Source organism: Lysobacter sp. Hz25 (assembly GCF_046097045.1).
Lineage (GTDB): Bacteria > Pseudomonadota > Gammaproteobacteria > Xanthomonadales > Xanthomonadaceae > Lysobacter > Lysobacter antibioticus_B.
Window position 1 is genome coordinate 933,649 of the sequence record NZ_CP175666.1, and the last position, 14,165, is coordinate 947,813.

Here is a 14,165-nt window from a genome sequence, read left to right on the forward strand (position 1 = left end):
CGCGGCGAGGCATCGCCGATTCAATCCTGCTCATGCTTGCCTCCCGCGCGGCGAGCGCGAAATTCCGCGCCGTAGCGCAAGGGGCCGGGTTCGGCCTGGGCGAACGCGAGCGGGGCGAGCTGCGGTTCGGATTCGCCGCGCGCGTTCTGCGCCGCATCGGCCTTGCGGATCGACACGCGCAGATCGAACCACGCCGCCTGCCCGGTGACCGGGTCGGCATTGGCGTAGTCGCCCTTCGGGGTGATGTCGGAGATCAGATGATTCATCAGGAAGCCCTTGCGGCTTTCCGGGGCGTCCTTGTCGAGCCGCCAGGCGCCGCGGCGCTTGCCGATCGCGTTCCAGGTCCAGACCGTGTCGGCCTGGACGTTGGCGGCGAAGCGCGCCTGCACGGTGATGCGGCCGTGGTGCGATTCCATGGTGATCCAGTCGGCGTCGGCGATGCCGTGGCGCGCGCCGGTGTCCGGATGCAGATACAGGTAATTGCGCGCGGCGATCTGGCGCAGCCAGGCGTTCTGCGAACCCCAGGCGTGGTACATGAACATCGGCCGCTGGGTCACCGCGCTGAGCGGGAATTTCGCGTCGACCTGATCGACCTGGGCGCCCTCGAAAGGTTCGTACCAGATCGGTAGCGGGTCGAAATAGGTCGCCACGCGTTCGCGGTGCTCCGGCGGCGGTTGCTGCGCGCCATGGCCCTGCGCGGCGAGGCGGAACTTCTGGATCGTCTCCGAATACAGCTGCAGCACGATCGGGTCGGCGTGGCCGATGAAGCCCATCTTCTGCGCCCAGTCCAGATAACCGCGATTGGCCATCTTGTAGTAGCGCGCCGACTCCGGCACATGGCTGCGCCAGAAGCCGCCGTTGTCGATGTAGCGCTGCAACTGCTGCGGGTTCGGCGGGCCCTTGGCTTCGAGTTCGCCGTGTTCGCCGCGCCAGCCGGCGAGCAGGCCGACGCCAGGGGCGCGCTCGTGGCGCACGATGTAGTCGGCGTAGTCGCGGTAACGCGGGCTGCCGTCGTCGTGGACCATGCCGGGCAGGCCGAGGCGCGCGCCGAGTTCCAGCAGCACCGACTGGAAGCCGCGCACGTCGCGGCCTTCGCGCTGTTGCGCGGCGTCGACCACCGGATGGCGGATCGCGTCGCTGGCCGAGTCGGCATCGGAGATCGGCCGGTCGAGCAGGCTGATCGCGTCGAAGCGTTCCAGATAGGTGGTGTCGGGCAGGACCAGATCGGCGTAGGCGGTCATCTCCGAGGCGTAGGCATCGGCATAGATGATGCGCGGGATGCGGTACTCGCCGTCTTCGCCGCGATCGGTCAGCCAGCCGATGGTCTCGCCGGTGTTCATCGCCGAGTTCCAGCTCATGTTGGCCATGAACATCATCAGCGTGTCGATCTTGTACGGGTCGCCGGCCCAGGCGTTGCGGATCACGGTGTGCATCATGCCGTGCGCCGACAACGGATAGGCCCAGGAGAAAGCGTGGTCGATGCGGCGCGGCTGGCCGTTCGCGTCGACCACCAGGTCCTCGGGGCTGTGGACGAAGCCGAGCGGCGCGGCGTCGAGCGCGCCGTTGGGCTGGCGCGTCTTGCCGGGCCGGTTCGGCGGCGGGATCGGTTTCGGGAACGGCGGCTGATAGCGGAACGAGCCCGGCGTATCGACCGCGCCGAGCAACAACTGCAACACGTGCAGCGCGCGGCAGGTATGGAAGCCGTTGCTGTGCGCGCTGATGCCGCGCATGGCGTGCATGCTGACCGGGCGGCCGGTCATTTCGCTGTGCTGGCGGCCGTAGGCATCGGTCCAGGCGATCGGCAGGGTAATGGCGTGTTCGAACGCGGCTTCGGCGAGTTCGCGGGCGATGCGGCGGATGGTCTCGGCGGGGATGCCGCAGCGTTCGCTGACCGCATCGGGCGCGTACTGCGGGTCGAGGTAGCGTTCGGCGACCAGATGGAACACCGGCACCGCGCGACGGCCGTCCGGCAGGCTGTATTCGCCGACCACGGCCGCCGCGATGTCGATCGCGTCGGCGGGGTGGGCGCGGCCTTGGCTCGTGCCGTCAGGCAGACCACGCGCCCAACACAGCGCACGCCCCTCGCCGTCGCGCGCGAACAAGCCGTCGTCGGCGCCGCCGGGATTGCGGATCACCAGCCAGTGCGCGTTGGTGTAACGCACCAGATAGTCCAGGTCGATGCGGTCGGCCTTGAGCAATTCGTGGATCAGGGCGAACGCGAACAGGCCGTCGGTGCCGGGGCGTATGCCGATCCATTCGTCGGCGATCGCGCCGTAGCCGCTGCGCACCGGATTGACCGCGACGATCTTGGCGCCGCTGGCCTTGAGTCTGCCGAGCCCGAGCTTGATCGGGTTGGAGTCGTGGTCTTCGGCCACGCCCCACAACATCAGATAACGCGAATGCTCCCAGTCGGGCTCGCCGAACTCCCAGAACGAACCGCCCAGGGTATAGAGGCCGCCGGCGGCCATGTTGACCGAGCAGAAACCGCCGTGCGCGGCATAGTTGACCGTGCCGAACTGCTGCGCCCACCAACCGGTCAGCGCCTGCGACTGGTCGCGGCCGGTGAAGAAGGCCAGCTCGTCGGGGTTGCGTTCGCGGATCGGTGCGAGCCAGTCGGCGGCGATGCGCAGCGCCTCGTCCCATTCGATCTCGCGGAATTCGCCCTTGCCGCGCTCGCCCACGCGCAACAGCGGCTTGTCGAGCCGCGCCGGCGAGTAGTGCTGCATGATGCCGGCCGACCCCTTGGCGCACAGCACGCCCTGGTTGACCGGGTGATCGGGGTTGCCCTGGATGTAACGGATCCGGCCGTCGCTAAGCCAGACCTTGATGCCGCAACGGCATGCGCACATGTAACAGGTCGTGGTCTTGACCTCGTCGCCGGGCGAGGGCGACAAGTCGATGGCTGGCTCTTGGGGAGCGTGCTTTCGCATGGCGGCATTGTGCCTACCTGGGCGTGTCGCCGCGAGCTTGCGCGAAATCCGGGCTTGTGCGTCGTATCGCCATCGCACTGCAACATTGTGCAGGTCTTGTGATCGGGCTTGGCGCCGCGGCCGTCGGCGGGTCCGCGCTGTCGCAACCGTTGCGACCGCATGGGTGTCTAATGTCACTACTGCGCCGGCGCTCCGATCCAGATACTGCTTCCGACAACGGCTCTCGATGCCGGCGTCGTCGTAACCTCATCCGGTCGAGGGGAGTCGCTGCCGGTGCTGCCGGCCGTCGCCCGCTCGAGCTGTCGACGGCTCGTCCTCGCGCGCAACTGCGCGCAGGCGTTCGCGTCGGCGCGACGAGGCTCGGCGAAGCCGGCCGCGGCCCCGGGCGGTCCGCTGCGGCGACGCTGCGGCCTGCCGGGCGCCGCGGTCAGCCCGGTAAACGCGGCGCCGGGGGCGGCGTTGCGGATATTGCGGGCTCGATCACGTACGATCCCCAAGTTCGATGGTGGCGGCCGGACAGCGGCCGGTGCCATGCTAGTTGCGACCCCACCGAATCCACTAGACATCGCCGACATGGAACGTATCGAACGCATCCACGCACTGCACCGGATTCTCACCGCAGCCCGGTATCCGGTCACAGTCCAGCGCCTCCAAGAGGATCTGGAGTGTTCGCGCGCGACTGTCTACCGCGACCTGGCCTACCTGCGCGACTACCTGATGGCGCCGGTGGTCGGCAACGGCGAGGCCGGTTTCCGCTACGACACCAGCGAAGGCGATCGCTTCGAGCTGCCCGGCCTGTGGCTGAGTTCGGAAGAGCTGCACTCGCTGTTGGCCGCGCAGCAGTTGCTGATGCGCAGCGGTGGCGGCGTGTTGTCGAACGCGCTCGCGCCCTTGCAGCAGCGCATCGAAAAGCTGCTCGACGAACATGCCGGCGGCCGACGCCTGCCGGTCGAGCGCGTGCGGGTGATTCCGCACCGCACCCGGCGCCTCGACGAGACGGCGTTCCGCGCCGTCGCCACCGCGGTGCTCGATCGCAAGCAGCTGACGTTCGAATACCGGGCGCGCTCGACCGACCAGCGCACCCGCCGCAGCGTGTCGCCGCAGCGCCTCACCCATTACCGCGAAAACTGGTACCTCGACGCCTGGGATCACGAGCGCGATGCCTTGCGCAGTTTCTCGGTCGACCGCATCAGCGCGGCCAAGATCGGCGAAGACACCGCGCGCGACGTCGCCGACGACGAGCTCGACCAGCACCTGGCTTCGAGCTACGGCATTTTCTCCGGCGCGCCGAAGGGCTGGGCGACCATCGTCTTCAGCGCCAAGGCCGCGCGCTGGGTCGCCGACGAGCACTGGCATTCGCAGCAGCAGGGCCGTTTCCTGCCCGACGGCCGCTACGAGCTGAAGGTGCCGTACAGCGCCGGACGCGAGCTGCTCATGGACGTGATGCATTACGGCAGCGATGCCGAGATCGTCGAACCGGTGGTGCTGCGCGAACAGGCCAAGTCGATGCTGGAATTGGCGCTGAGCAACTACGGACGCTGATGCCCGGCGCCGACGCACCGCATATTTCCCGCGACGAACCGGTCGCCCTGGTGCTCGGTGCGGGCGGTGCCCGCGGGCTGGCGCAGATCGGCGTGATCGAGGCCTTGCAGGCGCGGTCGATGCGCATCGTCGCGGTCGCCGGCTCGTCCAGCGGCGCCCTGGTCGGCGGCCTGTTCGCCGCCGGCAAGCTCGAGGTCTACCGCGACTGGCTGTACGGCATGAGCCGCACCGCGATGCTGCGCCTGCTCGACCCCGGCCTGGGGCAACCGGGCCTGTTCCGCGGCGAGCGCCTGATGCACGCGCTGCGCGAACTGACCGGCGAGCCGCGCATCGAAGACCTGGAGATCGAGTTCACCGCGGTCGCGGTCGATCTGATCCGCCAGCGCGAAGTCTGGCTGCGCGAAGGCGACCTGTGGGACGCGGTGCGCGCGTCCATCGCCATCCCGGGCGTGTTTCCGCCTTATGAATTGCACGGTCGCGAACTGGTCGACGGCGGCCTGTTGGCGCCCTTGCCGATCGCGGCCACGCGTTTGTCCGATGCGCACCGTTTGATCGCCGTCGACATGCACGGCTGGCCGGAGCGGCCGCCGGGCGCGCTCGCCCAGCAGAACGGCGCCAAGGCGCCGGGCAGCGAGGTCGCGGAGTCGAAGCCGTCGATGCTGATGCGCTGGTTCCGGCGCGGCGCCGACGAGGCCCAGAACGGCGAACAGCCGCCGCACGAACTGGGTTTCAGCGAACTGATGGCGCGTTCGCTCGACATGATGCAGGCCCAGATCGCCCGCGTGCAGCTGGCCCTGGACCCGCCGGAGCTGGTCATCCGGATTCCGCGCGACGCCTGCCAGTTCTACGAATTCTGGCGGGCCAAGGAGCTGATCGCGCTGGGCCGCGAAGAAGCCGAGAAGGCGCTCGACAAGGCCGGTTACTGAGCTTCGGCTCGGGGGTAGGCCGCGCGCCGATGAGCGGCACGGAAGATCGCAGCCTCTGAGACGGGCCGGCGAGATGGTGGGGTCACCGACACTTACGCCCGCTTTCCGGAGCCTGGACATGACCGTCAGCACGCCTTCCGACCGTTCCGCCGATGCCGTCCACGCGGACCTCGACACCGCCCTGCGTTACGCCCTCGCCATCGGCAGCCTGCTGGTGCTGATGCTGCCGGCCGCGCGCGGCAGCCATGGCGCGATCGGCTGGCTGCCGCTGTGGCTGGTGGCGATGCCGGCCGTGGCCTGGTGGGCGCTGCATCGGTTCCGGCTGCCGGCCTGGGGCCAGGCCGAGGACGCCGAGGCGGCCGCGACCCCGCGCCGGCGCCGTCGCGGCGCGGTCCAGGCCCGCCGCCGTGGCCGTCCGGCCGTGATCGCGCGCCCGCTGCCGCGCGCCGCCTGAACCGCCGGCCGGCTCGGCAGCCCGGGCCGCCCCGAACAGCCGCAGGTCCGGTCCACAGGCCCGCCGGCGGCCCTTCAACGCGCCAAACCCGGCAACTCCCTACATGACCTTGGGCAGGGCGGCGGCCACGCGGCCCTGTGCTAGCGTGGCGGCCTTCCTTTGCACCGGATGAGCCATGTCCTCGATGTCGCAGACCTGTCAATCCCTGCTGTTCGCAGCAGGTATCGCCGCCGCCTCGGCCTCTGGTGCCGCACCCGCCAAGGAGGCCGCCATGAACGATTCCTACGCCTGGCTCGAAGAGGTCGAGGGCAAGCGCTCGCTCGAATGGGTCCAGGCGCGCAACGCCAAGACCGAGGCCGAACTCGCCGCGACGCCGCAGTTCAAGCAGCTCGAGTCCGACATCCGCGCGATCCTCGATTCCAACGCCAAGATCCCCGGCGTCGAGAAGATCGGCGCCTATTACTACAACTTCTGGAAGGACGCGCAGCACCAGCGCGGCCTGTGGCGCCGCACCACGCTCGAGGAGTACCGCAAGGACCAGCCGAAGTGGGAGACCGTCATCGACCTCGACGCGCTCAACCGCGAAGAGAACGAGCAGTGGGTCTGGCACGGCGCCGACTGCCTGCGTCCGGACTATCAGCGCTGCCTGGTCGCGCTGTCGCGCGGCGGCTCCGATGCCGACGTCACCCGCGAGTTCGACCTGACCACCAAGGCCTGGGTCAAGGACGGCTTCGTCCGCCCCGAGGCCAAGGGCAGCCTGAACTGGATCGACCGCGACCACGTCTACGTCGCCACCGATTTCGGCCCCGGCTCGATGACCACCTCGGGCTATGCGCGCATGGTCAAGCTGTGGAAGCGCGGCACGCCGATGGCCTCGGCCAGCCTGGTCTACGAGGGCAAGCCGACCGACATGATGATCGGCGCCATGCACGACCACACCCCGGGCTTCGAGCGCGACTTCGTCCAGCGCACGCTCGCGTTCTATAACGACGAGCTGTACCTGCGCGGCGCCGACGGCAAGCTGAGCAAGATCGACCTGCCGAACTCGGCCAACAAGTACGTCCACCGCGAATGGCTGATCGCCGAGCTGCGCGATCCCTATGAAGCCGGCGGCAAGAAGTACCCCTCCGGCAGCCTGATCGCGATCAAGTTCGACGACTTCCAGGCCGGCAAGCGCGACTTCACCACCTTGTTCGCGCCGACCGAGACCACTTCGTTGGCGAACGCGGTGTGGACCCGCAATCACCTGATCCTCAACGTGCTCGACGACGTCAAGTACAAGCTCAGCGTGCTGACCCCGGGCGAGGGCGAGTGGAAGCGCGAGGCCTTCGCCGGCGCGCCGACCTTCGGCACGGTCATGGTCGGCGCGGTCGACTCCGACGAAAGCGACGCGGTCTGGCTCAGCGCCAGCGACTACCTGACCCCCAGCACTCTGGCGATGGGCGAAGTCGGCAAGAACGCCAAGGCACCGGACGTGCTGAAGACCATGCCGACCTTCTTCGACGCGTCCAAGAACACGATCGAGCAGCACTTCGCCAAGAGCAAGGACGGCACCCGCGTGCCGTACTTCCTGGTGCGGCCGAAGGACCTCAAGCTCGACGGCAGCGCGCCGACCCTGCTGTACGGCTACGGCGGCTTCGAAATCTCGCTGACCCCGAGCTATTCCGGCGGCATCGGCAAGGGCTGGCTGGAGAAGGGCGGCGTGTATGCGGTCGCCAACATCCGCGGCGGCGGCGAGTACGGCCCGCGCTGGCACCAGGCCGCGCTCAAGGCCAACCGCCACAAGGCCTATGAGGATTTCGCCGCGGTCGGCCAGGACCTGATCGCGCGCAAGATCACCAGCACCCCGCACCTGGGCGTGCAGGGCGGCAGCAACGGCGGCCTGCTCACCGGCAACATGCTGACCCAATACCCGGACCTGTTCGGTGCGGTGGTGGTGCAGGTGCCGCTGCTCGACATGAAGCGCTACAGCCACCTGCTGGCCGGCGCCTCGTGGATGGCCGAGTACGGCGATCCGGACACCGCCGACTGGTCGTTCATCCAGGGCTTCTCGCCGTACCACCTGTTCGACGCCAAGCGCGAGTACCCGCCGGTGATCTTCATGACCTCGACCAAGGACGACCGAGTCCATCCGGGCCATGCGCGCAAGATGGCGGCGAAGATGCTCGATGCCGGCAAGAACGTGCGCTACTACGAGAACATCGAAGGCGGCCACGGCGGCGCGGCCAACAACGCCCAGCAGGCGCACATGAACGCGCTGGCCTTCACCTTCCTGTGGGAACAGCTGGCCAAGTGACGGGCCGGCCGGCCGACGCGTGAACCGACGGGCGCCCAGGCGCCCGTCGTCGTCTGCGCCCCGGCTCTGCCCGAATGGCTGGCTGAATCCTCACCGCCCGCGGTTGCGCATCCCGATATCGGACCCAATATGAAACCGACCTTTCTCACGCTTGCGGCGACGCTCCTGATGACCACGACCCTTTCCGCCACCGCAGCCGGCCTGCCCACGCCGCCCGACGCCGCCAAGAAGCCGCACGAGGTCAAGGCCCCGCACGGCGCCCAGCGCAGCGACGAGTACTACTGGCTGCGCGACGACAAGCGCAAGAACCCCGAGATGCTGGCCTATCTCAAGGCCGAGAACGCCTACGTCGATGCGGCCATGGCGCCGCTCAAGCCGCTCGAGGACACGCTGTACAACGAGATCGTCGGCCGCATCAAGCAGGACGACAGCTCGGTGCCGTACCGCGAGCGCGGCTACTGGTACTACACCCGCTTCGAGACCGGCCAGGACTATCCGATCCAGGCCCGCCGCAAGGGCAGTATGGACGGCGCCGAGGAAATCCTGCTCGACGTCAACGCGATGGCCAAGGACAAGCAGTACTTCAACGTCGGCGACTTCGAGGTCAGCCAGGACAACCGGATCCTGGCCTGGGCCGACGACGCCGTCGGCCGCCGCCAGTACAAGATCCGCTTCAAGAACCTGGAGACCGGCGAGATCTATCCCGACGTCATCGACGACGTTTCGCCGAATCTGGTCTGGGCCGACGACAACAAGACCCTGTTCTATGTCGAGAACGACCCCGAGACCTTGCTGACCGTGCGGGTCAAGAAGCATGTGCTCGGCACGCCGGCCTCGGCCGATGTCCTGGTCTACGAAGAAAAAGACGACAGCTTCTACATGGGCATCGGCCGCAGTCGCGACGACGCCTACATCTGCATCAGCCTGCACAGCACCGTGTCGAGCGAGGCGCGCTGCGCGCCGGCCGCCGATCCGAAGGAATTCGTGGTGCTGGCGCCGCGCGAGCGCGACGTCGAATACGACGCCGACCACCTCGACGGCCGCTGGGTGATCCGCACCAACGCGCCCGACGCCGACGGCAAGCCGGCGCCGAACTTCCGCCTGGTGACGGCCGCCGACGATGCCCGCTCGCGCAAGCAATGGCAGGACTGGGTCGCGCACCGCGACGACGTCTTCGTCGAAGGTTTCGAGCTGTTCGACGGCTTCACCGCGGTCGCCGAGCGTTCCAATGCGCTCGAACGCCTGCGCCTGATCGGCAAGGACGGCAAGGAGGAGTTCGTCAAGGCCGACGAGCCCGCGTTCTCGATGGGCCTGGCGACCAATTCCGAACACGACACGGAGTGGCTGCGCTACACCTACACCTCGATGACCACGCCGGCGACGACCTATGAGCTCAACACCCGGACCGGCGAGCGCAAGCTGCTCAAGCAGCAGCCGGTGATCGGCTACGACCCCGACAAGTACGTGACCGAGCGTTTCTGGGCGACCGCGCGCGACGGCGTCAAGGTGCCGGTGTCGCTGGTCTACAAGAAGGGCTTCGAGAAGAACGGCAAGGCGGCGATGTTGCAGTACGCCTACGGCAGCTACGGTTCCTCGACCGACCCGGGCTTCAACAGCACCGTGGTGAGCCTGCTCGACCGCGGCATGGTCTATGCGATCGCCCACATCCGCGGCGGCCAGGAACTGGGCCGCAAGTGGTACGACGACGGCAAACTGTTCAACAAGAAGAACACTTTCACCGACTTCATCGACGTCAGCGCCGAACTGGTCAAGGCCGGCTACGCCGCGCCCGACCGCGTCGCGGCCTACGGCGGCAGCGCCGGCGGCCTGTTGATGGGGGCGATCGCCAACATGGCGCCGCAGCAGTACCGGGTGATCCTGTCGCAGGTGCCGTTCGTCGACGTGGTCACCACCATGCTCGATCCGAGCATCCCGCTGACCACCAACGAGTACGACGAGTGGGGTAATCCGGAGAAGAAGGATTACTACGACTACATGCTCAGCTACTCGCCCTACGACAACCTCAAGGCCCAGGCCTATCCGGCGATGTTCGTCGGCACCGGCCTGTGGGATTCGCAGGTGCAGTACTGGGAGCCGGCCAAGTACGTCGCCCGTCTGCGCGATATCCAGCGGTCCGACAAGAGCGACCGCAAGCAGCCGTTGCTGTTCCGCACCAACATGGAGGCCGGTCACGGCGGCAAGTCGGGCCGTTTCCGCCGCTTCCGCGAACAGTCGGAGATGTACGCGTTCATGCTCGACCAGCTTCAGGTGGGCAGCCGGCAGGCCGACAGCGGGCCCGCGCTGAAGTAAGCGCCCGCGGCTCCCTTTCGACGGCACCGGCGGCGCCCGCCCCGGTGCCGTCGTCGTTTGCATCGGCGGTGCGGATTGAAAGCCAGGGCCCCACCCGCATTTCGACCACAGCCCCAACGACCGCCGCATACTTCCGCCATGCCGTTTCCGCCACCGCCTGCCGACCCCGAGCCGCCGACCGCGCCCGCCGCGGATGCGGATGCGATCGAGGGCAGGGTCCCATCGTCGAAGGCCCGCAAGGTGCGGTTCCGCTGGGCCTGGAAGCTGCTCGCCTACGCCAGCCTGGCTTTGGGCGTGATCGGCATCGTCGTGCCGGGCCTGCCGACCGTGCCGTTCGTGCTGTTGTCGGCATTCGCCGCGGGGCGGGGCTCCGAACGCCTGCATGCCTGGCTGCTCGGCCACCGCCAGTTCGGGCCGATCATCCGCGACTGGGAAAAGCACGGCGCGGTCAGTCGGCGCTCCAAGTGGCTGGCGGTGTCGATGATGTCGGTCTGTGCGGCGATCATGTTCCTGACTTCGCCGAAGCTGTGGATGGCGATGACCGGCACCGCAATCATGACCGTCGTCGCGATCTGGTTGTGGCGGCGGCCCGAACCGCCGCGGGCCTGAGCGCAGCGGCGCCGGCCCCGGCCCGCCTGAACCCGCGCCGCGCCCTGCGGTCCCGGACGGGTTCGTCTCGACGCCGACTGCGGGCTACACTTCGCCCATGAATGCACGCATCGCAACGCCTCTCGTTTTGACCGCGCTGACCCTCGCCCTGACCGCTTGCGGCAACAAGGGCCCGCTGGTCCTGCCGACCGAGCCCGCGCCGCAGGAAGCGCCCGTGGCCAAGCCGGGCGAAGTGCCGGTGACCATTTCCACCGCCAATAATCCGCCGGTCGCGACCGACCCGAACGCCAAGACGTCGCTGCCGACCCTGCCGCCGCTGGACGGCTCGCAGCCGGCCGCCGAAGGCGCGAAGGATGAGGACACGCAAGACAAGGACGGCGACGGCAAGGACGACGCCAAGCCTGCCGAGCCGGTGCCGCAAGGCGATGGCTGAGCCCGCGACCGCCGTGGCCGGGCAGGCCGCGCCGCTGCGCTTCAGCAAGATGCACGGCGCCGGCAACGACTTCGTCGTGCTCGATCTGCGCGGCGGCGCGCCCGAACCCGACGCTGAACTGTGCCGCGCCTTGGCCGACCGCCACTTCGGCGTCGGTTGCGACCAGATCCTGACGGTCGAAGACCCGCTCAGCGAGGGCGCGGTCGCGTCCTACCGGATCTGGAACGCCGACGGTTCGGGCTCGCAGCAATGCGGCAACGGCGCGCGCTGCATCGCCGCCTGGCTGGTCCGCGACGGCGCCGCCGCCCGCGCCCGCGCCGAGGACGGCAGTTTCGCCGTCGACAGCCCGGCCGGCCGCCATGCGGTGTGGGCGCTCGGCGACGGCGGTTACCGCATCGACATGGGGCGCCCCGATTTCGAGCCCGCGCGCATCCCGATGCGCGGCTACACGGCCTACCAGGACCAATACGTGGTCGACATCCACGACACCGTGATCGGTTTCGGCGCGGTGTCGATGGGCAATCCGCATGCGGTGATCGAGGTCGACGACGTCGAGGCCGCGCCGCTCGACAGCATCGCCCCGCTGTTGCAGTCGAGCAATGCGTTTCCGGAATCGGCCAACGTCGGTTTCGCCCAGGTGATCGCCCGCGATCGCATCCGCCTGCGCGTGTACGAGCGCGGCGTCGGCGAGACCCTGGCCTGCGGCAGCGGCGCCTGCGCCGCGGTAGCGGTGTTGATCCGGCGCGGCCTGGTCGACCGCGACGTCGCCGTGCGGCTGCCCGGCGGCGAATTGCGCATCGCCTGGCCCGACGACGCGGCGACGCTGTCGATGGCGGGCCCGGCGGCTTTCGTGTTCGAAGGAGAGTGGAACCGATGACCGACAAGTTCAGCGAGCAAACGAGCGACAAGTTCAGCGCCCACGAAGTCGCCAACTGGCTGCGTCGTCACCCGCGGTTCCTGCAGCAGTTTCCCGACCTGTCGATGAGCCTGGTGGTGCCGCGCGAGGAAGGCTCGGCGGCGTCGCTGGCGAGCTACCAGCTGGAAGTGCTGCGCGACAAGAACCGCGAACTGTCGCGGCGCCTGCAGGAACTGTTCGGCAACGCCCAGGAGAACGAACGCCTAGCGGTGCGCACCCATCAGTTGACCTTGGCGCTGCTGCGCCAGGGCAGCGCCGCCGACACCTTGCGCGCGATGGCGGCGAGTCTGGCCGAGGATTTCAACGGCGACCTGGTGCGCCTGGTCGTGTTCAAACCGGTCGAAGGCCTCGGCGACAGCGACTGGCTGCAGATCATCGCCGAAGGCGATGCGCGTCTGCAGCCGTTCCGCGACGCCCTGAGCGACGGCGAACCGCTGTGCGGCCGCCTGCAGCCCGAGAAACACGTCGTGCTGTACGGCGAGCGCGCCGAGGAAGTGCAGTCGACCGCCTTGTTGCCGCTGCCGGGCACCGGCCTGATCGCGGTCGGCAGCCGCGACGCGAACCGCTTCTTCCCCGGCATGGGCACCTTGTTCCTGCGCATGATGGGCGAGTCGCTGGCGGTCGCGCTCAGGCGTTTCGACTGAGCCGAGCGCGCGGCGCGATCCGCGCCGACACGCCGCAGCGGTTTCGTCATGAGCACGACCAACGCCTTCCTCGATCATCTGCGCGTCGAGCGCCGCATGTCGGCGCACACCCTCGACGCCTATCGACGCGATCTCGACGCCTTGACGCAATGGTGCGAACACCACGGCCGCGGCGATCCGCTGCGGCTGAATGCGGAAGACCTGCGCGCGTTCATCGCCGCCGAGCATCGGCGCGGCCTGACCCCCAAGAGCCTGCAACGCCGTTTGTCGGCATGCCGTAGCTTCTACGCTTGGCAGGTCAAGCAAGGCGTGCTCATGGCCAGTCCGGCGGCGGCGATCCGCGCGCCGAAGTCGCCGCGCAAACTGCCGCAGGTGCTCGACCCGGACGAAGCCAAGGCCTTGGTCGAAGTGCCGACCGATGTGCCGCTGGGTCTGCGCGATCGCGCCGTGCTCGAGTTGTTCTATTCCTCCGGCCTGCGCTTGAGCGAGTTGTGCGCCTTGCGTTGGCGCGATCTCGATCTCGACGACGGCCTGGTGACCGTGCTCGGCAAGGGCAGCAAGCAACGCAGCGTGCCGCTGGGCTCGCACGCGCGCGCGGCCTTGCAGGAATGGCGCGCATCGACCGGCGCGGCGAACGAAGCACAAGTATTTCCCGGGCGCGGCGGCGGCCCGATCACCCCGCGCGCGATCCAGTTGCGCATCCGTCAACTGGCGCAACGCCAGGGCTTGTTCAAACGCGTGCATCCGCATCTGCTGCGGCATTCCTTCGCCAGCCACATCCTCGAATCCTCGGGCGACCTGCGCGGCGTGCAGGAGCTGCTCGGCCACGCCGACATCGCCACCACCCAGATCTATACCCACCTGGATTTCCAGCACCTGGCCAAGGTCTACGACGCCGCGCATCCGCGGGCCAAGCGTAAGCCCGATCGCGAGAAGTGAGTGGGAAGAGTGAGATGAGAGTGAAGAGCGAGCGGATGAAGCCGCCGCTTCGTCGGCGCATCCCGATTGGCTCGCCTTACTGGCCAGGAAGAACCAGCGAGAATTCGTAATGAGCCGACCCGAAGAGTCCCCCCTTTGGAAAAGGGGGCAGGGGGGATTGGCTCTT

Annotated in this window: 11 protein-coding genes; 10 read left to right on the plus strand and 1 reads right to left on the minus strand. The window is 68.4% G+C overall.

Features of this window, described 5'->3' with window-relative positions; genetic code table 11:
• Positions 1-20: 20 nt before the first annotated feature.
• Positions 21-2,930, minus strand: a complete 2,910-nt coding sequence (locus ACKN61_RS03830; RefSeq protein WP_408952391.1) for a molybdopterin oxidoreductase family protein — start codon at positions 2,928-2,930, stop codon at positions 21-23.
• Between the two features lie 573 nt (positions 2,931-3,503).
• On the opposite strand from ACKN61_RS03830, the gene ACKN61_RS03835 reads away from it, so the two are divergent.
• The 10 genes from ACKN61_RS03835 (at position 3,504) to xerC (ending at position 13,999) form a co-directional block, all read left to right on the plus strand.
• Positions 3,504-4,472 carry a YafY family protein gene (locus ACKN61_RS03835; protein WP_057916671.1) on the plus strand — a complete coding sequence of 323 codons (969 nt, stop codon included), beginning with the start codon at positions 3,504-3,506 and terminating at the stop codon, positions 4,470-4,472.
• A complete protein-coding gene (locus ACKN61_RS03840) occupies positions 4,472-5,398 on the plus strand; it encodes a patatin-like phospholipase family protein (protein WP_223620698.1) in 927 nt (308 codons plus the stop codon). Before ACKN61_RS03835 ends, ACKN61_RS03840 begins: the two co-directional genes overlap by 1 nt.
• Before the next feature lie 118 nt (positions 5,399-5,516).
• Positions 5,517-5,852, plus strand: a complete 336-nt coding sequence (locus ACKN61_RS03845) for a hypothetical protein (RefSeq protein ID WP_408952392.1) — start codon at positions 5,517-5,519, stop codon at positions 5,850-5,852.
• 175 nt (positions 5,853-6,027) lie between these two features.
• On the plus strand, positions 6,028-8,148 hold the full coding sequence (locus ACKN61_RS03850; RefSeq protein ID WP_408952393.1) for a prolyl oligopeptidase family serine peptidase: 2,121 nt from the start codon (positions 6,028-6,030) through the stop codon (positions 8,146-8,148).
• Between the two features lie 129 nt (positions 8,149-8,277).
• Entirely contained in the window at positions 8,278-10,458 is a 2,181-nt protein-coding gene (locus ACKN61_RS03855; protein ID WP_408952394.1) for a S9 family peptidase, read from the plus strand.
• A gap of 138 nt (positions 10,459-10,596) precedes the next feature.
• Positions 10,597-11,067 carry a YbaN family protein gene (locus ACKN61_RS03860; protein WP_408952395.1) on the plus strand — a complete coding sequence of 157 codons (471 nt, stop codon included), beginning with the start codon at positions 10,597-10,599 and terminating at the stop codon, positions 11,065-11,067.
• Between the two features lie 97 nt (positions 11,068-11,164).
• Entirely contained in the window at positions 11,165-11,500 is a 336-nt protein-coding gene (gene lptM / locus ACKN61_RS03865) for an LPS translocon maturation chaperone LptM (RefSeq protein WP_408952396.1), read from the plus strand.
• Positions 11,493-12,377: a diaminopimelate epimerase gene (gene dapF / locus ACKN61_RS03870; protein ID WP_408952397.1), complete on the plus strand. Its 885-nt coding sequence runs from the start codon at positions 11,493-11,495 to the stop codon at positions 12,375-12,377. Before lptM ends, dapF begins: the two co-directional genes overlap by 8 nt.
• Positions 12,374-13,060 carry a DUF484 family protein gene (locus ACKN61_RS03875; RefSeq protein ID WP_031372838.1) on the plus strand — a complete coding sequence of 229 codons (687 nt, stop codon included), beginning with the start codon at positions 12,374-12,376 and terminating at the stop codon, positions 13,058-13,060. Before dapF ends, ACKN61_RS03875 begins: the two co-directional genes overlap by 4 nt.
• Positions 13,061-13,108: 48 nt before the next feature.
• Positions 13,109-13,999 carry a tyrosine recombinase XerC gene (gene xerC, locus ACKN61_RS03880; protein ID WP_408952398.1) on the plus strand — a complete coding sequence of 297 codons (891 nt, stop codon included), beginning with the start codon at positions 13,109-13,111 and terminating at the stop codon, positions 13,997-13,999.
• Positions 14,000-14,165: the final 166 nt, after the last annotated feature.